At 67.2% G+C, this 22,879-nt stretch carries 18 protein-coding genes; 14 read left to right on the top strand and 4 right to left on the bottom strand.

Annotated elements, in window-relative coordinates:
• Positions 1-3 precede the first annotated feature (3 nt).
• Genes ATE62_RS03975 through ATE62_RS03930 form a run of 10 tightly spaced genes read left to right on the top strand, consistent with a single transcriptional unit; the run spans position 4 to position 11,912 of the window.
• The gene (locus ATE62_RS03975) at positions 4-831 is read left to right on the top strand and encodes an inositol monophosphatase family protein (RefSeq protein WP_058807018.1); all 828 of its coding nucleotides are present in this window, start codon (positions 4-6) and stop codon (positions 829-831) included.
• Positions 828-2,681, top strand: a complete 1,854-nt coding sequence (locus ATE62_RS03970; protein ID WP_058807019.1) for a polysaccharide biosynthesis/export family protein — start codon at positions 828-830, stop codon at positions 2,679-2,681. Before ATE62_RS03975 ends, ATE62_RS03970 begins: the two co-directional genes overlap by 4 nt.
• Positions 2,678-3,772, top strand: coding sequence for a capsule biosynthesis protein (locus ATE62_RS03965; protein ID WP_058807020.1), 1,095 nt, complete (start codon positions 2,678-2,680; stop codon positions 3,770-3,772). Before ATE62_RS03970 ends, ATE62_RS03965 begins: the two co-directional genes overlap by 4 nt.
• A complete protein-coding gene (locus ATE62_RS03960; protein ID WP_058807021.1) occupies positions 3,769-4,752 on the top strand; it encodes a glycosyltransferase family 2 protein in 984 nt (327 codons plus the stop codon). Before ATE62_RS03965 ends, ATE62_RS03960 begins: the two co-directional genes overlap by 4 nt.
• Positions 4,749-6,053 carry a hypothetical protein gene (locus ATE62_RS03955; protein WP_058807022.1) on the top strand — a complete coding sequence of 435 codons (1,305 nt, stop codon included), beginning with the start codon at positions 4,749-4,751 and terminating at the stop codon, positions 6,051-6,053. The genes ATE62_RS03960 and ATE62_RS03955 overlap by 4 nt, the downstream gene beginning before the upstream one ends.
• Positions 6,050-7,078: an NAD-dependent epimerase/dehydratase family protein gene (locus tag ATE62_RS03950; RefSeq protein ID WP_058807023.1), complete on the top strand. Its 1,029-nt coding sequence runs from the start codon at positions 6,050-6,052 to the stop codon at positions 7,076-7,078. The genes ATE62_RS03955 and ATE62_RS03950 overlap by 4 nt, the downstream gene beginning before the upstream one ends.
• Entirely contained in the window at positions 7,075-8,898 is a 1,824-nt protein-coding gene (locus tag ATE62_RS03945; protein WP_231736075.1) for a thiamine pyrophosphate-binding protein, read from the top strand. Before ATE62_RS03950 ends, ATE62_RS03945 begins: the two co-directional genes overlap by 4 nt.
• On the top strand, positions 8,895-9,317 hold the full coding sequence (locus tag ATE62_RS03940; RefSeq protein WP_231736072.1) for a GtrA family protein: 423 nt from the start codon (positions 8,895-8,897) through the stop codon (positions 9,315-9,317). Before ATE62_RS03945 ends, ATE62_RS03940 begins: the two co-directional genes overlap by 4 nt.
• Positions 9,314-10,228 (top strand): class I SAM-dependent methyltransferase, encoded by a 915-nt coding sequence (locus tag ATE62_RS03935; protein WP_058807025.1) that lies wholly within the window; start codon positions 9,314-9,316, stop codon positions 10,226-10,228. Before ATE62_RS03940 ends, ATE62_RS03935 begins: the two co-directional genes overlap by 4 nt.
• 1 nt (position 10,229) lies before the next feature.
• The gene (locus tag ATE62_RS03930; RefSeq protein WP_058807026.1) at positions 10,230-11,912 is read left to right on the top strand and encodes an ArnT family glycosyltransferase; all 1,683 of its coding nucleotides are present in this window, start codon (positions 10,230-10,232) and stop codon (positions 11,910-11,912) included.
• Here the strand turns inward: ATE62_RS03930 and ATE62_RS03925 are convergent.
• Together ATE62_RS03925 and ATE62_RS03920 are read right to left on the bottom strand one after the other, a co-directional pair.
• Complete coding sequence (locus tag ATE62_RS03925; RefSeq protein ID WP_058807027.1) at positions 11,841-12,275, bottom strand: DUF2147 domain-containing protein; 435 nt, start codon at positions 12,273-12,275, stop codon at positions 11,841-11,843. The genes ATE62_RS03930 and ATE62_RS03925 overlap by 72 nt on opposite strands.
• Positions 12,272-13,129, bottom strand: a complete 858-nt coding sequence (locus ATE62_RS03920) for a metal-dependent hydrolase (protein ID WP_058807028.1) — start codon at positions 13,127-13,129, stop codon at positions 12,272-12,274. Before ATE62_RS03920 ends, ATE62_RS03925 begins: the two co-directional genes overlap by 4 nt.
• A 246-nt stretch (positions 13,130-13,375) precedes the next feature.
• Between ATE62_RS03920 and ATE62_RS03915 the strand changes: the two genes are divergently transcribed.
• Positions 13,376-14,014 carry a TetR/AcrR family transcriptional regulator gene (locus ATE62_RS03915; RefSeq protein WP_058807029.1) on the top strand — a complete coding sequence of 213 codons (639 nt, stop codon included), beginning with the start codon at positions 13,376-13,378 and terminating at the stop codon, positions 14,012-14,014.
• A gap of 3 nt (positions 14,015-14,017) precedes the next feature.
• Here the strand turns inward: ATE62_RS03915 and ATE62_RS03910 are convergent, their stop codons facing one another.
• On the bottom strand, positions 14,018-15,028 hold the full coding sequence (locus ATE62_RS03910; protein ID WP_058807030.1) for a FecR family protein: 1,011 nt from the start codon (positions 15,026-15,028) through the stop codon (positions 14,018-14,020).
• Complete coding sequence (locus ATE62_RS03905; RefSeq protein ID WP_082662584.1) at positions 15,025-15,582, bottom strand: RNA polymerase sigma factor; 558 nt, start codon at positions 15,580-15,582, stop codon at positions 15,025-15,027. Before ATE62_RS03905 ends, ATE62_RS03910 begins: the two co-directional genes overlap by 4 nt.
• Before the next feature lie 332 nt (positions 15,583-15,914).
• On the opposite strand from ATE62_RS03905, the gene ATE62_RS03900 reads away from it, so the two are divergent.
• The 3 genes from ATE62_RS03900 (at position 15,915) to ATE62_RS03890 (ending at position 22,812) form a co-directional block, all read left to right on the top strand.
• A complete protein-coding gene (locus ATE62_RS03900) occupies positions 15,915-19,235 on the top strand; it encodes a TonB-dependent receptor domain-containing protein (protein WP_231736069.1) in 3,321 nt (1,106 codons plus the stop codon).
• A gap of 324 nt (positions 19,236-19,559) precedes the next feature.
• Positions 19,560-20,114 (top strand): hypothetical protein, encoded by a 555-nt coding sequence (locus ATE62_RS03895; RefSeq protein WP_156420440.1) that lies wholly within the window; start codon positions 19,560-19,562, stop codon positions 20,112-20,114.
• Between the two features lie 259 nt (positions 20,115-20,373).
• Positions 20,374-22,812, top strand: a complete 2,439-nt coding sequence (locus tag ATE62_RS03890) for a TonB-dependent receptor (RefSeq protein ID WP_156420441.1) — start codon at positions 20,374-20,376, stop codon at positions 22,810-22,812.
• Positions 22,813-22,879: the final 67 nt, after the last annotated feature.

Raw genomic sequence — 22,879 nt, 5'->3', positions numbered from 1 at the left:
CCGATGCCGCTTCGCGAGCAGGTTTCGCTCCTCTTGCGCGAGGTCGCGGGCGACGTGGTGATGCCGCGTTTCCGCCTGCTCGCACCCGAGGAGATCGACGAGAAGAGCCCCGGCGAGATCGTCACGATCGTCGATCGCGAAAGCGAAGTGCGATTGGCCGACGGCCTCGCGGCGCTCGGGCTCGGCGCGCGCATCGTCGGCGAGGAAGCCGCGGCGCGCGACGCGGGGCTGCTCGCGAATATCGGTGAAGGGCTGGTGTGGCTGATCGACCCGCTCGACGGCACCGCCAACTTTGCCGAAGGGCGGGCGCCCTTCGGCATGATGGTCGCGCTGGTCGAGGATGGCGAGCCGCTGAGCGCGTGGATCTACGATCCGCTCGCGGGGCGCCTGTGCCATGCCGAGCGCGGCAAGGGCGCGACCTGCGATGGCGCGCCGGTGCCCGCGCGGCGTGCGTCGCGAACGCCCCCGCGCGCCGCGCTCGGCACGCATTTCATGGATGAAGAACGGCGCGCGCGCGTCCATGCCGCCGCGGCGCAGCTTGACGTGCGCCCGGTGCCGCGCTGCGCCGCCGAAAGCTATCCGCGACTGGTGCTGGGGCAGGACGATATCGCGCTGTTCCAGCGCATCCTGCCGTGGGACCATGCCGCGGGCGCTTTGTTCCTGACCGAGGCGGGCGGCAAGGCGACGCATTGGGACGGCCGCCCCTACCGCGTCGGCGGGAGCGGGCAGGGTATGCTCGCCGCCGCGACCCCCGATCTGTGGCAGGCGGCCGCCGACCTGCTGCTCGGCGCCGAAGCCGGGCTGGCCGAAATGGAAGTAGTGGACCGATGATTTCGAAGTGGAAGCCGCTGGCAGCGGGGCTGCTGGCGCTGATCGCGCTGACGCCCGTGTCGGCGCAGCTCGCCCCGCCCGTCGGCGGTGGCGCGATCGACAATGCGGCGAACCGCGGCGCGGCCGAGCAGATCGCGGTGCCGCCGGTCGAGATCGCGCCGGTCGAGCCCGCGGTGATCGACACCCCCGCGCCCGCGGATGTGCCCGCCGACCCGGCGCGGCGCCCCGCGGCCATTCCGCCCGCACCGATGGCCAATGAATTCGAAACCTGGGTCTCGCGCATCGCGGGCAAGCCGCTGCGCCGTTTCGGCTCGGAACTGTTGACGCCGGCATCGCGCGATTTCACCGCGCCGCCGACGACCGCGATCCCGCCCGACTATCGCATCAATCCGGGCGACGAGCTGCTGCTTGGGCTTACCGGATCGGTGCAGGCGTCGGGGCTGCGGCTGGTCGTCGATGGTGAGGGGCGCATCTTCGTTCCGCGCGTCGGCGCGATCCGCGTCGGCGGGGTACGTTACGGCGACGTCCATGGCGTGATCGAGCGCGAAGTGTCGCGCCAGTACCGCGGCTTCCACCTCGAGGTCGGGGTGGCGAAGCTGCACGGTATCACCGTCTATGTCACCGGCTTCGCGGCGCGGCCGGGCTCCTACACCGCGAGCAGCCTGTCGACGCTCGTCAATGTCGTGCTCGCGGCGGGTGGCCCCGCTTCGGGCGGCAGCTATCGCTCGATCCAGCTGCGCCGCGGCGGGCAAATCGTCTCGGACTTCGACCTCTACGACCTGCTCTTGAAGGGCGACAAGCGCGGCGACGCGATGTTGCAGAACGGCGACGTCATCCATGTCGCGCCGGTCGGTGCCGAGGTCGCGGTGATCGGCAGCGCCAATCGCGAGGCGATCTTCGAGCTCGCCCCCGACGAGACGCTGACCGACGCGATCGTCTATGCCGGCGGCGTCAACAGCGTCGCCGACGACGGGCGGCTGATGCTGCTCAACGCGATTAACCCAGACAGTGCCGGCTGGCGCGAGATTTCGGCGACCGAGGCGGGCAGCCGCCAAGCGAAGCGCGGCGATGTCATCCGCCTGCTGTCGAACATCGGCATCGCACGGCCGCTGCGCCAGCAGCCCGTGCTCGTCACGCTGAGCGGCGAGGTGGTCAAGCCCGGCCATTATTATGTCCAGCCGGGCACACGCATGGCCGACGTCGTCGCGCAGGCGGGAGGGCTCACGAGCGAAGCTTTCCCCTATGCCAGCGTGATCACGCGCGAGAGCGTCAAGCACCAGCAGCGCCTGAGCTACGACCGCGCGATCGACGATGTCGAATTGCTGCTCGCGGCGCAGCCGGTGACCTCGGTCCAGCGCGCGCAGCTCGTCCAGCCGGGCAATCTGGCGTTGATCGAGAATATCGTCGATCAGCTCCGCCGCCGCGAGCCCGACGGGCGGCTGGTCTTCGACCTGCCGGTCGACGCCGCGGCCTTGCCTGCCGACCTGATCCTCGAGAATAACGATGTCGTCCATGTGCCCGCGCGGCCGGTGACGGTCGGCGTGTTCGGCGCGGTGCCGAGCCCGGCGTCCTTCGCCTACCGCCCGGGCGCGACGGTCGGCGATTTCGTGACCTCGGCGGGCGGCATCCAGACGATCGGCGACAAGAGCGAGGTGTTCGTCGTGCGCGCCAACGGCACGGTGCTGGCGGGCGGCAAGAAGGCGCTGCGCGCGCCCGCGCTGCCCGGCGACCTCGTCTATGTGCCGATCGACGCCAATCGCGGCGAATTCTGGGCGCGGCTGCGCGACATCACCGGCACCTTGTTCAGCGGATTGGTCGGGGCGGCCTCGGTCGCGGCGCTCGCGAAATGAGCCGCGTTCTCGTGATGGTCGCCGATCCGAGGTGGCGCCGCCGCGCCTATGCGATCGCCGCGCTGGTGCTGGCGGTGCTCACCGTCTTTCCGCAGCCCTATGTCGCGCGCGCGAAAATCCTGCCGCAGGACAGCAACAGCATCGGGCTCGGGTCGATGATGAATGCGCTCGGCGGCCAGCTCCAGGGCTTCGCCTCGCTGTTCGGCGGCGCGAAGCAGCAGATCGACATGTATCTCGCGGTCGGACGCAGCGACGAGGTCACCGACCGGGTGATCAAAAAGCTGAAGCTCGCCGGGCCGGGCGCTTATGGCTCCGAACGGAGCGCGCGCGTCGCGCTGGCGAAGAAGGTCGACGTCCACTCGCTGACCGGCGGGATGATCGAGATCGAAGTGCGCACGCGCGACGCCGATGAGGCCGAGAAACTGACGGGCGCCTATGTCGAGGCGATCAGCAACCGCATCGTCGCGCTGGGCAAGGACCGCGTCGAGCGCAAGCGCGCGGTGGTGATGCAGCGTTTCCGCGAGGCCGCCGACCGCGTCACCGCGACCGAAAATGCGCTGAACGAATTCCGCCGCCGCAACCGGCTGGCCGAGCCGCAGGCCGAGCTCGGCTCGGCGTTGTCGGTGCGTGCGGGGCTGGAGGCGCAATTGCAGGCGAAGCAGGTCGAACTGACGACACTCCAGAAATTCCAGGGCCCCGAAAATCCGCAGCTGATGGCGGTGCAGTCGCAAGTCGCCTCGCTGCGCGCGCAGATCGCGCGCAGCGCGACCCCGGCGGCGGGCGCGGCGGGCCCCAATGTCGCGGGGCTCAGCGAGGTGTCGGGCGAATATCTCGACCGCTACCGCGACTATCGTTTCGCGCAGGCGCTGTACGAGGTCTATGCGCGCTCGTCCGAAGAGGTCGCGGTCGAAACGCTGGCGGGCGAGACCGCGTCGAGCGTGCAGGTGCTGGAAGCGCCGCGGCTCGATGCCGATCGCAAATACAACATCGCCGCGCTGGCCTTGCTCGCACTGGTGATCCTCGGCGCGATCTTCACTGAAATCTATGCGCCCGCGACGGGGATCAGGCTGTTCGGAAAGCGCGCGGCATGAGCGACGGGGAGGGGCATCCCGAACTCTCGATCGTCATTCCCTGCTTCAACGAGGCGGAGAATGTCGCGGCGATCGTCGCCGCGGTGAATGCCGAGGCCGAGCGTCATGTTGCGCGGCACGAGGTGATCCTGATCGACAATGGCTCGACCGACGGCACGCGCCATATCATGCGCGCGCTGTGCGCGGCCGACCCGCGGGTGCGTGCGATCCTCAACAACCGCAATTATGGGCAGATGCGCTCGCCGACCTATGGCCTCTACCAGGCCGAGGGGCGCGCGGTGATCGGCATGTGCGCCGATTTCCAGGATCCGCCCGAGCTGATCGGCGCCTTTGTCGCGCAGTGGCGCGCGGGGGCCGAGGTGGTGTTGGGGCAGCGGCGCTCGGAGAAGGCGTCGCCGGTGCTGCTCGCGGTGCGGCATATCGGTTACGGCTTCCTGCAGCGCTTCGGCGATTATCCGGTGATCCCGGGCGCGACGGGTTTCGGGTTGTTCGACCGCGCGGTGATCGACACGCTGGCGGCGTGGAACGAGCCCGAGCCTTTCTTTCGCGGCATGGTGGTCGAAAGCGGCTTCCGGCTGGCGCTGGTGCCCTTCGACCGGCCCGAGCGCGCGGCAGGGGAGAGCAAGAATGATTTTGCGGCGCTCGCCTCTTTCGCGCTGTCGGGGCTGGCGGGGTCGGCGAAGTCGCTGCTGCGGTTGCCGCTGTTCCTGTCGGTTTATATCGGACTGCTGGCCTTCGCCTTGCTTGCGGGCGGGCTGATCGCGGTGCCGTTCGGCGGCCCGGTGTGGGCGCTGCTCGGGCTTGCGCTCGGCTTCGCGCTCTTCGCAGTGCTGCTGCTCTTCCTCGGGCTGATCGGCGAGCAGGTGCGGATGCTCGGCGAGCGCAGTCGCAACGTGCCGCTGGTGATCGAGGAAGAACGGCTGGGTTTCCCCGCCGACCGCGCGTTGCCCGCGGCGCGCACTTTGATCCGCCGCCCGTGAGCGCGCCGCGCGTCCGTCTGCTTCCGCTGGTCCCGGAAGCCCTGCTCGCGCTCGCCGTCGCGGCGAGTTTTGCGTGGACGCTGCGCTTTTTCGTTGAGTTCGGTTACCTGCCGCAGCCCTTCGTGTTCGACACCAACGATAGCTTCATGGACTGGTTCAACACCGCCTATTGGGCAAACAACCGCGGCATCTACGACGTGTGGCGGAGCATCTATCCGCCCTTGTCCTTCGTCTTCCTCGATGCGACGAGCCTGCCGGGCTGTTACCTGCAATCGCCCTTTTACGCGCGCGATTGCGACTGGCTGGCGCGCTCGACCATCTATGCCTTCTACGTCATCGACGTGGTGCTGGCGTGGATATGCTTCCGCCGCCTCGACCGCCGCACCGCGCCGATGCGGACGGCGGCGATCGCGCTGGGGCTGCCGATGCTGTTCACGCTCGAGCGTGGCAATTTGATCCTCGTCGCCTTCGCCTTCTTCATGATCGCGCATGGCCCGATCACCGCGTCGAAGCCGTGGCGCTGGTTCGCGGCGGCGGTGACGATCAATTTCAAGCCCTATCTGGTGCTGCCGATGCTCGCGCATGCGCTGAAGCGCGACTGGCGGACGCTCGAAATGGCCGGGATTGCGACGATCGCGCTCTATCTGGTCACGCTCGCGCTCGTCGGGTCGGGGACGCCGATGGAACTCGCATCGAACACCGCCAACTGGGTCGTCTTCCAGGGCGGGCAGGTGTGGAACGAGGTCAATTATTCAACGAGCTATGCGCCGCTCCTCATGTTCCGCACGCTCGACATTCCGCTGCTGCAATTCGTGCCGTCGCGGCTGATCGAGACGATCGAATTTCTGGTGCCGATCGTGATCCGTTCCGCACAGCTGCTCGCCCTCGCGGCGCTGGCGGCGGCATGGCTGCAGCCCAAGACGCTGCCCGCGCACCGCATCGCGGCGATCCTGCTCGGCGCCTATCTGGCGACGCAATCGCCCGGCGGCTATACCCAGCTCTTCCTGATCTTCCTCGTGCTGCTGGAGCCCTGGAAGGGCGCGGGGCCGATCATAGCGATCGCCTGCGCCTATCTGCTCTGCCTCGTCGGCGACTGGCCGCTCGCGACGGTGCTCGACGTGACCGGCACCAGCTGGCTCGGCGAGCGCACGGTGACCGCGAGCTTCGGGCTGACCGCGGGGCATTTCATCCGGCCGGGGCTGATCGTGATTTTGGTCGGCGCGCTGGCGCTCGACAGCATCGCGCGCGTCGTGCGTGCGCATCGCAGCGACCGGCCGTCGCTGGGGCTGGTGGCGGCATGATCCTGGCCGAAGATTTGCTCGCCGAAGACCTGGCCGCGATCGACCGCCAGCTCGCGCCGTACTGGGCGGGGCTGAACGGCGCGCGCATCTTCATGACCGGGGGGACCGGCTTCATCGGGCGCTGGATGCTCGAAGCTTTGGCGCAGGCGGACTGCGATGCCGAGGTGGTGATCCTGAGCCGCGATCCTGCCGCTTTCGCCGCGAGGGCGCCGCACCTGGCCAAGCGATTCCAGTTCGTTACGGGCGATGTCTGCGATTTCGTCGCGCCGCCGGGTAGCTTCACCCACGTCATCCACGCGGCGACCGATGCCAGCGCTTATCTCAACGCCCATGACCCGCGGCGGATGTTCGACACGATCGTCATGGGTACGCGGAACGCGCTCGACCTCGCGGTCGAGCGGGGGGCGCGGCGGATGCTCTTCCTGAGCTCGGGCGCGGTCTATGGCGCGCAGCCGTGGGAGGTAACCCATGTCGCCGAGGACTGGTTCGGCGGTCCCGATCCGCGCGACCCCAAATCGGCCTATGGCGAGGGCAAGCGCGCCGCCGAACTGCTCTGCGCCATTTATGGCAAGCAGTTCGGACTCGACGTCGTGACGTCACGCATCTTTGCGCTGCTTGGCCCCTTACTCTCTCTCGACATCCATTTCGCCGCGGGCAACTTCATCCGCGACGCGATGGCGGGACGCGCGATCCGCATCGAAAGCGCGGGAACCGCGGTGCGCTCCTATCTCTACGTCGCCGACCTCGCCGCCTGGCTGTGGCTGATGCTGCTGCGCGCGCCGCGCGCCGCGACGTGGAACATGGGGTCCGAGGAGGCGGTGTCGATCGCCGATCTCGCGCGCCGCACCGCCGCGGTGCTCGGCGGGCCCGGGGTCGAGGTTCTCGGTCGCGCGGACGCCGGGTGGAACCCCGGGCGCTACGTGCCCTCGACCGCGCTGGTCCGCGATCGGCTCGGCGTCGCGCCGACAACCTCCCTCGATGCGGCGATCCGCCGCACCGCAATCTTCAATGGATGGAAACAATGAGCCAGATCAAGCTCTCCGACTGGGTCGCCCAGTTCCTTGCCGATAAGGGCATCGCCGACGTCTTCATGCTGACCGGCGGGGGCGCGATGCACCTCAACCATTCGCTGGGCACGCATCCCGCGCTGACGACGACCTTCACGCATCACGAACAGGCGCTGTCGATGGCGGCCGAGGCCTATTACCGGCTCACCAACCGGCTCGCGGTCGTCAACGTCACCTCGGGGCCCGGCGGTACCAACGCGATCACCGGTGTCTATGGCGCCTATGTCGACTCGATCGGCATGCTGGTGATTTCGGGGCAGGTGAAGACCGAGACGACGGTGCGTCACACCGGCCTGCCGCTGCGCCAATATGGCGACCAGGAACTCGATATCGAAGAACTGGTGCGGCCGATCACCAAATATGTCCATATGGTCACCGATCCGCGGTCGATCCGCTATCATCTGGAAAAGGCGCTGCATCTGGCGACCAGCGGGCGGCCGGGGCCGGTGTGGCTCGACATCCCGCTCGACGTGCAGGCGGCGAAGATCGACCCCGAGGATCTGCTGCCGGGGTTCGATCCCGCCGAACTCGACGAGCCCTGGAAGCGCGACGATCTGGACGCGGTCGCGGCGGCGATATTGGCGCGCATCGCCGAGGCCGAGCGCCCGGTGGTGTTCGCGGGAAGCGGGGTGCGGCTGAGCGGCGCGCATGCCGAATTCCTGACGCTGATCGAGCGGCTGGGTGTGCCCGTGGTGACCGGCTGGAACGCGCATGACGCGCTGTGGACCGAGCACCCGCTGAACTGCGGCAAGCCTGGCACCGTCGGCGACCGCGGCGGCAATATGGTGACGCAGAGCGCCGACCTGCTGCTCGTGCTCGGCAGCCGGCTCAACATCCGGCAGGTCAGCTACAACTGGAAAAGCTTCGCGCGCGAAGCATACAAGATCTGGGTCGACATCGACCCCGTCGAACTGGCCAAACCGACCGTCGTCCCCGACATGCCGGTGACCGCGGACCTTGCCGAGCTGATCCCGGCCTTGCTCGCGCAGCCCTACGCCGGGCCGAGCGACACGCAGCGCGAGTGGCTCGGCTGGGCGCGCGGGCGCGTCGCGGCCTTCCCGGCGGTGCTCCCCGAATATCGGGGTCATGACGTGCTCGTGCATCCCTATGTCGCGATGGACGAATTGTTCGCGCAGCTCGGCGCCGACGATATCGTCGTGACCGGCAATGGCAGCGCGTGCGTCGTCGGGTTCCAGGCGGCGCAGCTCAAGCACGGCCAGCGGCTGTGGACGAATTCGGGCTGCGCGACGATGGGCTACGACCTGCCCGCAGCGATCGGCGTCTGCGCCGCGACCAAGGGCCGGCAGCGCGTCGTCGCGATCGCGGGCGACGGCAGCATCATGATGAATTTGCAGGAGATGCAGACGATCGCGGGCTATAATCTCCCCGTGAAGGTCATCCTGATCAACAACAGCGGCTATGTCTCGATCTTCCAGACCCAGCGCAATTTCTTCAACGGGCAGGAAGTCGGCGGGGGGCCGAAGAGCAACGTCACCTTCCCCGATTTTGCGAAGATCGCGACGGCCTTCGGCTTCGCCTACACGCGCGCGGCGAGCCATGCCGAACTCGGCGATGCCATTGCGGCGACGCTCGCCGCGGACGGCCCGGCCTTTTGCGAGATCATGGCCGACGAGCATGTCGGCTTCGCGCCCAAGCTCGGCGCCAAACAGCATCCCGACGGGCGCATCACCTCGCCCGCGCTCGAGGACCTGTCGCCCTTCCTGCCGCGCGAAGAACTCGCGGCGAACATGCGCATCGCGCTGATGGACGAGGCATGAGCCAGATCATGACGGTGCGCTTCCTCCGCCTGGGCAAGCCGCTACGCTTCCTCGCCGCGGGGGCGCTCAACACCGCCTTCGGGCTCGCCTTCTATCCGCTGCTGCTTTGGGCGGTGCCCGAGTTCCGCACCCATTATCTCGTCGCGCTGGGCGTGGCGCAGATCGTCTGCCTGTGCTTCGCCTTCGCGACGTACAAGCTCGGCGTGTTCCGTACGCGCGGCGATTTGCTGCGCGAATTCGGGACCTTCTCCAGCTTCTATGCGGTGAATTACGCCGCCAACTGGGCGGCGCTGCCTCTGCTCGTCGAGCTGGGCGGGGTGCCGCCGGCGATCGCGCAGATCGGCTTCACATTGGTGCTGATCGTGGGCAGCTGGTTCTGGCACAGCCGCGTCACCTTTCGCGACCATGGCGTGCGATGAGCGCGCCGGCCATTCGCGACCGCGCCTGCCCGCTCTGCGGATCGCACGACGCGCGCGAGGAGGTCGCGAGCGCGCCGCGCGCCGAGGCCTGCTCGTTCCGCGAGCTGCATCCCTATTGGTACGGCATCGACCAGGAGCGCCGCTTCTTCACCTATCATCGCTGCGCGGATTGCGAGCAGCTCTACAACCGCCACTTCTTCGACCAGCGCCAGCTGACCCAGCTCTATTCGGCGATGCTGCCGAACATGGCGGTGGTCCCCGAAAGCGCGATCGTCGCGACCCAGCGCGGCTATTATGACGATATTGCGCCGTCGGTGGTCGCGGGCGGCGCCTATCTGGAGATCGGCCCGGACGTCGGTCATCTGACGCGCGAAGCCGCGCGGCGCGGGCGCTTCCGCCATTTCTGGCTGTTCGAGCCCAATCGCTCCGTACATGCCGAACTGCGCCGCGCGGTGGGCGCGATGCCGACGACGATCCAGCCCGATATGACCGACCTGTCGGCGGTACCCGATGCTTCGGTGAGCCTCGCCGCGATGGTGCATGTGCTCGACCACCTGCTCGACCCAGCGCCGATGCTGCGCGCGGTGCGGGCGAAGCTGCGGCAGGGCGGGGTGCTGATGATCGTGACGCACAACGAGCGCTCGGCAATGCGCCGCCTGCTCGGGCGCCGCTGGCCGGTCTTCTGCCTCCAGCATCCGCAACTCTATAACCCGCGCACGATCGGGCGACAGTTGCGGCAGGCGGGCTATGGCAGCGTTCGCGTCAAGCGCAGCCGCAACGTCTTTCCGGTCGACTTTCTCGGGCGGCAGGCGTTGCAGGCGGCGGGGCTGCGCGAGGTGCGGCTGCCGCTGCCGCGCTGGCCGGTCGGGCTGCGGCTCGGCAATATGCTCACGCTCGCCAGCGCCGACTGAGATGGCGGCCCCCGCTTCCCGGCAGCGCTGGCTCGAACGCGCGGCGCTGCTCGCGATCCTGCTCACCGCGCTTGTGTTGCGCCTCGACGGCGTGGGTTTCGGGCTGCCCGCGCTCAACGATCCCGACGAAGCACTGTTCGTCACGACCGCGCTCGAGATGCTCGACAAGCAGAGCCTGAACCCCGGCTGGTTCGGGCATCCGGGGACGACGACGCTCTATTCGCTCGTGCTGGTCATCGCGAGTGTCGCCGGGATCGGTATCGCGACGGGGCGCTACGCCGACGCCGATGCGCTGGCGGCGGCGGTCTATGCCGACCCGGGCATATTGTTCCTGCCCGCGCGCCTGATGATCGTCGCCTGCGGATTGCTGTGCGTCTGGCTGACCTGGCGGCTCGGCAAAAGGCTGGGCGGAACGCGAGTCGGGCTGGTCGCGGCGGCTGTGCTGGCGGTCAATCCGGTGCATATCGAATATTCGCAGATCATCCGCACCGACGTGCAGGCGAGCGTCTTCATCCTGCTCGCCGCGCTGGCGGCGCTGACGATCGCCGAACACGGGCGGCGGCGCGACTATCTGGTCGCGGGGCTATGCGCGGGGCTGGCTTGCGCGACCAAATGGCCCGCGGCCGCGGTCGGCGTAACCGCGCTCTGCGCCTGGGCCGGACGCCGCGCCGGGGGCGAGCGTGACTGGCTCGGGCCCTTGTTGCTGATGGTTTCGGCGGCGCTCACGCTGGTCGTCGTGTCGCCCTATCTGCTGCTCGACCACGCGACGGTGGTGCAGAATCTGTCGGGCGAGGCGCGGCCGCTGCATCCCGGCGCGACCGGGGAGGGGTTTTTCGGCAATCTTGGCTGGTATGTCGGGGGGGCGCTGCTGTCGTCGTTGGGCTTTGCCGGGCTGGCGCTGGCGGCGCTCGGGATGGCCTGGGGCGCGGGCAGCAGGCGGCGGTGGACGATCGTGATGCTGCCCTTCGGCCTGTTGTTCCTCGCGATGATCAGCGCGCAGTCGCTGCGCTGGGAGCGCTGGATCGTGCCGCTATTGCCCTTTGTCGCCATCGCCGTGGCGCGCGCGCTGTGCGGGCTGGCGGATTTGCTCCCCGCTCACCGGATGCGGAGCGCGGCTTTGCCGCTTGCGCTGGCGCTCCTGTTGCTGCCGATGATCGGCACCGCGCGCAGCGAAGCGACCGAGCGCCGGCACGACACGCGCCAGATGGCTTCGGCCTGGCTGCGGGCCAACGCTCCGCCCGGCAGCAGCATCTTGATCGAGCATGCCGCGTTCGACCTGCTCGGCGACCCCTTTGCTTTGCGCTTTCCGATGGGGTCGGCCGGCTGCGTCGAGGTGCGCGACCTTCTTGCCGGGCGGGTGAGCAATTCGAAGGTCGACCGCACGCGCGGCGGCGGGGCGGTCGTCGATGTCGGGCATGTCGCGATGGCGCGGATCGAAAGCTGCCGCGCCGATTTTGCGATCGTCACGAACCATCTGCGCTATCGCGCCGACCGCATCGGTTATCGCGCGGAACTCGCGCGCTACGACCATTTGCTCGCCGGCGCCCGGCTGCGCTTCACGGCGCGCGCGGTACCGGGCGAGAGCAGCGGACCGACGGTGCAGGTCTTCGAACTAGTCGACCGAGCGGCTGGCGGGCCGCGTCCAGATCTTGGTCCGGCAGAAGACCGCGACGCAGCCTTTTAGCTCGAGCGTGCCGTTGGCGAGCAGCTTGAGTTGGCCGCGCCCCGCGCCGTCGCCCGATTCGGGGTCGTAGACGGGACCGCCCTTCCATTCGCGCGGGCCGCCCGAGAAACCCTGAAGCACGACCAGGCCCTTGAGCTTGCGCTGGCGGAGCTTCGGATCCGAATTGCGCACATCGCGCAGATCGGGGTTGGCGCGCAGCCGCTTGGCATCGACGATCTTGCCGCACAGCGCCTTGCCGCAGCGATAGATTTCGACGCGTCCGCCTTCGCTGCCGGTCGCCCAGACTCCCATGATGTCGGTGGCCGATGCGCCAGCAGGAACGGCGAGAGCAACAGCGGCGAGCGAGACAAGGATCCGCTTCATGCTGCGAGCCCTTTCGGCTTCGCGGCTTCGAGCAGCGCCAGCGCCTCGGCGAGCAGCGGTCGGTCGTCGACGTGCCACGGGTGGAAACCGGGCTTCATATAGGTGAAGACGCCCTTCAGCAGCGCGCGCATCAGCCCGTGGCGGCCATAGAGCCAACCGAGCAGCACCCGCCAGGTCGCGAAATCGTTGCGGTCGTCCTGGCGGAGCAGGTCGGCGGTGTTGCGGAAGATGACATAGTGGAAGCGCATCGTCGTCACGCACATCACCGCGCAGCGCTTGAGCCAGCGGCGGAACCGCGTCATGCGCCGCGCGGCGTGGAGATAGGTGTCGAACGCCACCGCCTTGTGCTCGATCTCCTCGATCGCGTGCCAGCGCCAGAGCTGTCGCGCTTCGTCGGCGGCGCCGCCGAGATGTTCGGGATTGGCGAGCGCGTCGTGCGCGAGCGTCGCGGTGAAATGCTCGAGTGCGCAGGTCGCGGCGAGCTGTTGGATCGGCGAGCGGCGCTTGACCCAGGCGATCGTCCGGCGCGCGCGATCCTCTGCCGAGGCGATGTCGAAACCGGCGTCCTCGGCCTGGCGGTTGAACACGACATGTTCGCGCGAATGCATCGATTCCTGGTAGAGGAAATCGTCGATCTGGGCGCGCAGCGGCTGCGGTGTATCGTCGCGATAGTGGCGCACAGAGGTCATGAAGAACTTCTCGCCGACCGGGAAGGTCGAGGAGAGGGCGTTGAAGAAGGCGGTGCGGCCGGGATCGCCGCTGTGCCACCAGCGCGGTGGCGGCGTATCGCGCCCGAATTTGAGGTCGCGCTTTTCGATATGGAGATCGGACGGGGTGGGAACGGCCGACGGCATGGAGCATCTCCTGCGAATCAACTTACTTTGACATCAATGTTTATATAGGAAATGGGAGCGGGACGCAAGCGCGGGTTGCGGCGGCTCCAAAAGCGATGTCGGGGCTTGCTTTCGCTGGGTTTGCAGGCGGTTTCACACCAGTCCGCCGGGGCACGGCTAGGCGGGTGGATTGTGGCAGGCGCCTGCTTTGCGCTAAGGCCGCCTTCGGGACGCGCGCCGCCAGGCAGGCTGCAGGGGACGAGACTCATGTATAAACAGGCGCGCCCGCACCAGAAGCGCCGCAAACGGCTGGGTGCCGAGGTCCGCGAGGAGGGGCTCGTTGCGGCACGGCGGCTGCTCCTCGCAGGCGGCCCTTCGGCGGTGACGCTGGCGAATATCGGCGACGAGATCGGCATGTCGCACGCGAATGTCCTCCACCATTTCGGCTCGGCGGCGGCGCTGCAGTCGGCGCTGATGGGGTCGATGATCAACGACCTCAACGCCGCGCTCGACGATGTCGTGACCCTGCTCAAGACCGACGCCGCAGCGCCGCGCACCGTCGCCGACCGCGTGTTCGACGCCTTCGACAAGGGCGGCGCGGGGCCGCTGGCGGCGTGGATCATCCTGTCGGGCGACCTCGGCCAGCTCGAGCCGGTGCGCGACGCGGTGCGCGCGCTGGTCGATGCGATCGTTGGTCAGTCGAAGGACGAGGCGGCGCCCGAGCGCGTGCGCACCGCGGTGCTGCTGATGGCGGTCACCGCCTTCGGCGACGCCGTCATCGGCCCCAGCGTGCGCGGCATGCTCGACCAGAAGGACGATGCGATGCGCGACCTGATCGCGCGTATCCTGCCCCTGTTCCTGATCCCCAGCGGCATCCCTCCGGCCTTGCCGCCCGCCGCGGCCTGACGCTTAGTTGCCCGATAGCAGGATTTCGTCGCCCGAGGTTTCGACGCGGTGCGCGATGCCGTTGAGTTCGATCGCCTTCACGAACCCGTCGACGTCGCCCGATTTGAACACGCCGACCACCTCCTTGTCGGGGATCGCGCCGTCCTTGAAGACCAGCTTGCGCTCCGAATAGCGGTTCATTTCGGCGACGGCATCGGCGAGCGGATCGCCCATGAAGATCAGCCGCCCGTCTGTCCAGCTGGTTTCCTTTTCGACGTCGACGCGGCTCAAGGTCCAGTTGTGATCGGCGCCGATCGACAACTGGCCGCCGGGCACCATGTCAGTGCTGTTGCCCGAGCCGCGCCCCGGCACCGCCTCGGCGACGCGGACCTTTCCTTCGGCGAGGGTGACGACCATGTTGCCATGGTCGAAACTCACCTCGAACGCGGTGCCGAGCGCGCGGACGCTCTTGCCGCCCGCGACGACGACGAAGGGGCGGCCCGGATCCTTCGCAACGCGGAAGAAGGCCCGGCCGTCGACCAGCTGGACGCGGCGTTCGGTGCCGCTCAGATCGATCTTGATCATCGTTTCGGCGTCGAGCGTCACGACCGACTTGTCGGGAAGCGTGATCATCGTCCGCTGACCGGTGCCGGTCTTGAAGACCTGTTCTTGGGTGTCGAGGGCGACCGGGCCGAACAAGTCCTTCGGCAGCAGCGTCCAGCTCAGCGAGACCACCAGAACGAGCGAGGCGGCCATCGCCAGGAAGCGCCAGCGCTCGCGCCGCGGTGGCGGCGCCTCTTCGGCCGGCGCGGAATCGGTGGCCGCCCGAAGCTCGGGATCTTCGGCCGCGGTCCCGGCGATCGCCCAAGCGCGGCCGATGCGATCATAGGCCGTTCGGTGGCTTTCGGACAGGCCGATCCAGTCCTGGAACCGCTGCTCGTCGTCGACCGTCATGTCGCCCGATAGGCGCAGGTTGAACCACCCCGCGGCGTCGGAGCGGATCGCGGCGCGCGTCGAGGTCTGGCCGCCGCTCATGCGTCGGCCTCCATCGTTTCGGCGAGCCGGACGAGCGCGCGGTGCATCAGCTCCTTCACCGATTCCTTCGAAATCCCCATGCGCTGCGCGATCGCCTGATAGGTGAGGTTCTCGAAGCGATGGAGCTCGAACGCTTCGCGCGCCCGCGGCGGCAGGCGGAGGATCGCGTCGACGACGCGCAGATATTCCTGCTGGCCGATCGCGATGCGCTCGGGCGACAGCTGGTCGGCGATTTCGAGGCCCTCCTCGAATTCGTCGTGCAGCATCGCCGCGCGCGCGGTCTGCGCGCGGTGGCGGCTGATCAGCACGTTGCGCGCGGTGGTGAAGAGATAGCGTTCGACATTGTCGATGGGCGCGCTGATTTCGGCCGCCTGCAGCCGCAGGAACACGTCCTGCACCAAGTCGTCGACATCGGCGTCGCCGACGCGGCGGCGGAAGAAGCGGCGCAGGCCCGGGCCATAGGCGGTCATCCAGTCCGCCAGATTCCGGTCCTGACGCGGCAGCGCCATCGTCAGCGAAAATCCGGGCAAGGCAAGCGCCGATACTGCAGGCATAGCGAGCCGCTCCCCATTTCAGGCGTCATTCCGGCAGCATCCTCTCGATCGTCGCTCTCCATTTTTCCTGGAGTTGACCGGACAGACGCGGGCCCGGCCAAAAAGGGGGGATCGCGTATATATTTTTTCCGAAGTGCGGCTTTTCGCATCCAATCCAAATTGTGCAAACCGCAATTTTCATTAACATCGATGAAAATTACAGGGACCATCCCCCCGGCGCCGGGATCGTGGCGTCTGATCCAGTGGCGCCGTTATCGCGGCGCGAGACAGCGGGACAAAAGTTCCCGTGGAAAAACAGGGGAGAGAGGGGAATGCGTTTCCGGACCGGTGCTTTGCGTAAGGTATTTCTGAGCGGCGTGGCGGTGGGGTGCCTCGCTCTGTCCGCGAATGCGGCATCGGCGCGCGATCGCGTCACCGCCTACAAGATTCCTGCCCAGTCGCTCGACCGCGCGTTGCGCGACTTCGGCCTGCAGAGCGGCATGACCATCATGGGCGAATCGGTTGTAATCAGCGGCAAGACGAGCGCGGGTTTCAGCCAGCGCGCCGACGCCGAAACCGCGCTCCGGACTCTGCTCCGCGGCACAGGCCTCAGCTATCGCCGCGACGGCGACGTGTTCGTGGTCACCCAATCGGGAAACGCAAATCCGGCGGCGAGCGCAGCGCCCGCCGCCGCCGAGATTGAGGACGACAACGAGATCATCGTGACCGCGCAGAAGCGCGAGGAAAAGATCATCGACGTGCCGATCGCGATGACCGCGATGTCGGCGCAGGCGCTCGATGACCGCAAGATCGAGGGCGGGTCGGAACTGCTGCGCGCGGTGCCGAACGTCAGCTTTTCGAAGAGCAATTTCAGCATGTATAATTTCTCGATCCGCGGGATCGGGACCAAGGCGATCTCGGCGTCGAGCGACCCGGCGGTCGCGGTGAGCTTCAACAATACACCGCTGATCCGCAACCGCCTGTTCGAATCCGAATTTTTCGACATGCAACGCGTCGAGGTGCTGCGCGGGCCGCAAGGCACGCTCTATGGCCGCAACGCGACCGGTGGCGTGGTCAACCTGATCCCGGCGCTGCCCGACGCCTCCGATTTCGGGCTCGATGCCAAGGTCGAGGTCGGCAATTACAAGACGATGCGCGCGTCGGGCATGATCAACGTGCCGCTGAGCGACACGCTGGCGGTGCGCGTCGCGGGGGCGCTGACCAGCCGCGACGGCTTCGACTACAACAGCTTCACCGAGCAGCGCGTGAACGGCCGCGACCTCTGGTCGAGCCGCGCGTCGATCCAGTGGGAGCCGAGCGACCGCCTGACGATCAACGCGATCTGGCAGCATTTCGAGGAGGACGACAACCGTTCGCGCACCGGCAAGCAGCTCTGCACGCCCGATCCGGGCCCAACGATGGTGGGCAACACGCCGATTCCCGAATCGCTCCGCGGGCGCCTGAGCCAAGGGTGCCTTCCCGGTTCACTCTATGATGATGCGGCCTATGGCACGCCCAATGCCAGCGGCTATGCTCCCATCGTCGCGGGCAACGGTCCGGCGCGCTATGTCCAGATGGGCTATCCGCGCGGCGGGACGGTGGCGAGCGTGGTCCTCGGCCTGCGCCCCGGCGACCCGTTCGCGGGATCGGTGCAATCGCGCAACCTGCGCGAGATCGCGACGAGCATCGATCCGGTCTTCCGCGCGAAGAATGACGTTTTCCAGGGGAATATGGAATTCGATATCAGCGACGGACTGACATTGGTGTCGCAGACCGCCTATGCGCGCGACCGCTATTTCTCGATGCAGGATTACAACCGCTACGTCTCGGCGCCGATCTTCAACGACACCACGGGGCTGCTGGACCGGCCGCGCGTGCTCAATCCCAATTCGCCGCAGCCGCAGCCGATCGACCAGACCCACGCCTCCCCGGGCGGCATTTTCTGCGACCCGCAGCTCGGCTGTTCGGACCGGATGCTCTCGGCCGACCTCAGCCGGTCGCGCAACCGGCAGTGGTCGCAGGAATTCCGGCTGCAGTCGTCGTTCGACGGTCCGTTCAATTTCAGCCTGGGGACCAACTATCTCGATTTCAAATCGCAGGACGATTATTTCGTCTTCAACAACCTCTACACTTTCATCGCCTACAACCGGAACAACCGCTTGCTGGACGGTACCCCCGGGGCGGCGTTCCGCTATCGCGACTGTCCGGTCGACGAGACCACGCGCGACTGCGTCTATGTCGATCCCAATCCGATCGGCTCGCTCGACGAGCAGGGGCATAATTATTTCCGCAGCCGCAACAATGTCCGCACCAAGTCGCTCGCGATCTTCGGCGAAGGCTATTGGAACGTCACCGACAGGCTGAAGATCACCGCCGGCATCCGCTTCACGCGCGACAAGAAGCGCGCGGTCCTCTATCCCAGCCAGCTCCTGCTCGGCGGCGGCGTCACCGGTGCCAGCGGCGGAACGATCAGCGGCGGCTATCCCGCCAACGATCCGATCGTCCAGCGCTGGTCGAAACCGACCGGGCGGCTGGTCATCGACTGGAAGCCCGATTGGTCCTTTACCGACGACAGCCTGGTCTATGCCTCGGCGTCGCGCGGCTACAAGGGCGGCGGCGCCAACCCGGCGCGACCCGGCATCGCGCAGGGCAATGTCCAGTTTTCCGACATCTCGCCGACCTTCAAACCCGAATATATCAACGCCTTCGAGATCGGCACCAAGAACAGCTTCGACGGCGGGCGCCTGACGTTCAACGCCACCGGCTTCTTCTACGACTACAAGGATTATCAGGTCTCGCAGATCGTCGACCGCATCGCGCTCAACGAAAATTTCGACGCGACCGTCTGGGGTCTCGAATTCGAGGCCGCGTGGCGGCCCTCGCGCGCGTTCCGCCTCGATGCCAATCTGGGGTATCTGAAGACGCGGCTCAAAGAGGGGTCGCAATCGATCGACGTCATGAACCGGACGCAGGGCAATCCCGACTGGGTCCTGCTGCGTCCCTTCCTGCAGGTGCCGTCCAACTGCATCGCGCCGCGCGCCTATGTCGAACAGATATTGCGGCTCAACCCGACGGCGAACAACGGCGACAGCTTCTATTCGCTGTGCGGCCAGTCGCGGGGGTTCGGCAGTTTCAATCCCGCCGACCCGCTCGGCGTCGGCAACGCCACGCGCTTCGGCTTCGCCTATGATCCCTTTGCGCCCTATAATCCCGCGACGGCCGGCGCGCTGGTACCCTATGATCCGGCGAACCCCGATGCCTGGCGGAGCCAGGTGAGCGGAGCGCCCAATGGCGGGCGCGGCTTTTTCGCCGATCTTGGCGGAAACGAGTTGCCCAACTCGCCGCGCGTCACCTTCAACACCGGCGCGCAATATACTTTCTTCCTCGGCGATTGGGATCTCACGATCCGCGGCGATTATTATCGCCAGTCGAAGAGCTTTGCGCGCATCTACAACACCAACTACGACCGGCTCAAAGGCTGGGACAATGTCAATGTCGCGGTGACGCTGACGCGGCCGGAATCGGACCTGACCTTCCAGCTCTACGTCAAGAATCTGTTCAACGACGCGCCGATCACCGACTTCTTCACCAACAGCGACGACTCCCTGCTCAGCACCAACGTCTTCACGCTCGACCCACGCATCATCGGGTTCAGCGCGATGAAGCGGTTCTGAGGGGAGCGGTAGACCGGCACCCCTGCGGCGAGCGGGGTGCCGGTTGGCAAAAGCAGAGGAGATTTTGTCGCCCCGATGCGGCGACGGAGTAAATTTATCCCCCCGATCTGAAAAGTCGGCACATCGATTGTAGTTTCAATTAGAAATAGGCGCCCTTGCGCTTATTTCATTAGTTGTGCTTTGTTTTCATGAGATAAGTAAACAATAAATAAACTATCAATATTTCTATTTAGTGTTGACGAAATTTATAATGACAATAATGTTTATTTGCATCGACTCGGTCGATGTTGGATAATAATTGAAACAGTCAACAGGAGAGATGAAATGAGAAAGATTGTTGCTCTTTGCGCAACCGCGCTGACTCTGATGACTCCGGGAATCGCCCACGCGACCGATTTCGGCGACAACGGCACCTATGAGTTCGAGGGCGATGTTTCGGTGATCAAGAATCTGCCCTTTCCGACGGCCTGCACCTTGAAGGTTACGATCGTCGTGACCGGCGGCGGCTCGGCCGCGACGGCCGATCCGGAGCTGAGCGGCAGCACGCTGTGCGACGACATCAACACGGCGAGCTTCGCGAGCGCGCCCTATGCGGTGTCGGCGAACACCGGCGTGTCGCCGATCCGCCTGTCGATCTCGGGCGTGACGATCGGCATTCCGCCGGTATCGATCTTCCCGGCCGACGGCTGCGCGGGCAGCCTGACCCACGAATGGGGCGGCAATTCGGCGTCGCCGCGGTTCCTGGACTTCACGACCCCGCTGTCGGACGTCCCCGACGGTCCGCCCGACAATTTCGGCGGCACCGAAAACCCCTGCAAGATCGAAGGAACGCTTGTGCAGATTTCGGGTGCCTCGGGGGGCCTTGTCATCACCCCCTGACGCTCTTGTCTGGAAGCGCCATTTTTGCGAATGGCCTTCAAGAACCGGCGGGCACTCTCACGGGTGCCCGCCATTTCTGTCGACAGGATGATGCGATCGAGGCCGTCCTTTGCCGCTGAACCGCCGCGCTGCCCGACCGGACCCGGTGCATAGCAGGGGTATGCCGGGACCCCGCCCGGGACTTTTTTGCCGCGCGGCGCGGAGCAGCGCGGCCGTAGCGATGATCGTCGCGGGTGCTTGTCGCGCCGATGCCCAAGATATGTCGCCTCCCGCCAATGCGGAACGGGTCGCCGCCGCTTCGCCCGAGGATCCGCGCGAGATCGTCGTGACCGCCGCCCGCCGCGGCGAAGCCGAGGTCGCGGCAGAGAGCGAGTTCGGCGAGGAGGAGATCGCCGGCCAGGGCACCGACAGCATCGAGGAACTGCTGGCGCGGCTGGCGCCGCTCATCGGCGGCAGCGGCGAAGAGCCCGTCATTCTGATCAACGGCAAGCCCGCGGGGTTCGACCGCTCGATCCTCGCTTACCCGCCCGAAGCGCTCGACCGGGTCGCGGTGCTGAAGCCCGAGGCCGCGGCGCATTATGGCGAGCCCGCCGGCAAGCGCGTCGTCAATCTGGTGCTCAAGAAGAATTTCGCGATGCTCGATGCCGATGCGAGCGCCGATTTCGCGACCGCGGGCGGCCAATATGGCGGCACGCTGTCGGCGCGGCGCACCGCGATCAGCGGCGAGTTTCGCTGGAATGTCCAGGCGCGGCTCGGCGCCGACAGCGCACTCCGCAAGGATGCACGACACATTGCCCCGCGCGACGGCGTGTTTGACGGCGTCGGTTTCGCCGCAGCGCCGGGCGGCGGCGAGATCGACCCGGCGCTGAGCCTGATCGCGGGGCGGCCGGTGACCGCCGCCGGCATTCCGCCGGGCGCGTCGGCGGCGATGCCCGGCCTCGACGATTTCGCTGCGACCGCTGACACGCTCCATCCGGTCGACCCCAACCGCTTCGAAACCCTGCAGTCGGCGCGCCGCAACGCCGCGCTCACCATCGGCGTCACGCGTCCGGTCGGGGATTTTTCCGTCGGGATCAACGTCAACGCCAGCCGGAACAGCAGCGCGGGGCGGCGCGGGTTGCCGATGGTTTCGGTGCTGATCCCCGCGGGGCACAGCTGGTCGCCCTTTGCGCAGGACGTGCTGTTGACCCGGCCGTTCGCGGGCGACCGCGCGTTGCGGGTCGACAATGACATGACCGCGTTCAGCAGCTCGCTGACGCTCAACGGCAAGATCGGGACCTGGCAGACGGGTCTCGCGGTCAACTATGCGCGGGGCTGGTCGAACAACCTGCTGGAAGCGGGTGTCGACCGGACGCGTGTCCAGCAGGCTATCGATGCCGACGCGGGCTTCAACCCCTATGGCGTATGGGACGAATCGCTGCTGCTCGCCACGCGCAGCCGGACGCGGAGCGAAAATCTGAGCGCGCGGCTCAACCTCCGCAAGGCGGTGATCGAGCTGCCGGCCGGGCCGCTGGTGTGGAATTTCACCACCAACGCCAGCCGGAATCGCGCGCACAGCCGGCGCGACGATGGTGTCACGGGCAGCGACACGCGGCGCCGGACGCGCCATCAGGCGAACGGCCAGATGACGCTCAGCGTGCCGCTCACGCGCCGTGGCGCCGCGGGGCCGGCGTGGGTCGGCGACCTGTCGCTCGACCTGTCGGCCAGCGCGCAGGCGATGACGGGCAGCCGCCTGCAAAAGCGCTATGGGGCGGATGTCAGCTGGGCGCTTTTGCCGACGGTCCAGCTTCGCGGGTCGATCGAGCGGGCCGAGGATGCCCCGTCCTTCGACCAGCTCGATGCGCCGGTCGTCACCACGGTTGGCCGCGTCTTTGACTATACGCGACAGGAGGTCGCCGAGCCGCTCTGGATCACCGGGGGCAATCCCGACCTGCGGCGCGGCAGCCGGCAAAGCCTGGCGCTGTCCGCGATGATCCGCCCGCTGGGCGGCGAGCTGTTGACGCTCGATTTCGGCTATCGCCGGTCGGTCGCCAAGGGCGGGGTCGCCTTTTTCCCCGAGCTGACCCCGGCGATCGAGGCGGCCTTTCCCGAGCGCGTGACGCGGGGCGCAGACGGGCGGTTGCTCGCGGTCGATGCCCGCGCGATCAACATCGCGCGCGATACCAAGGCCGAATTGTCGAGCGGCGTGGCGCTGCGGCTGCTGCCGGGGCGCGGCGGCGGGGAGGGCAAGGTTGTGGCCGATCCCCTTCAGTTCAGCGTCGCGCTCAACCATCGCTGGCAGCTGCAAGACACATTGTTGACCCACCCAGGCCTGCCGGTCATCGACCGGCTCTCGGGCAGCGGGCAGTCGCGCCACAATCTGACGTTGCAGGTCACAGCGGGAAAACGGGGGATCGGCGCCACGCTCGACGGCAATTGGAGCAACCCGGCCACGGTGACGAGCGGCGACCGCAGTTTCCGCTCGAAGCCGCCGCTGCAGTTCAATCTGGCGCTCTTCGTCGAACCCGCGCAACTGTTCGGCCGGCCCGAGGCGCGCAAGCGGGCGAACGGGTTCAAGCTCGCGCTCAACGTCCAGAATCTCTTCAACGGCTACCGCCGCGTCACCTTCGCCGACGGCAGCGTTCCTGCGGGCTACAGCCGCGACGAGATCGACCCGCTCGGCCGCACCGTGCAGCTGTCGGTGCGCAAGCGCTTTTAGACGCTTGGACCAAGGTTGCTGTTACGTTGCGCGCCGGAATGTCCTAGTCTTGTCCCCGAAGCAGTGG

The sequence above is a fragment of the Sphingopyxis sp. HIX genome, assembly GCF_001468285.1.
Classification (GTDB): domain Bacteria; phylum Pseudomonadota; class Alphaproteobacteria; order Sphingomonadales; family Sphingomonadaceae; genus Sphingopyxis.
Note: the sequence above shows the minus strand (reverse complement) of the source record. Positions and strands in the feature narration are given on the sequence as shown.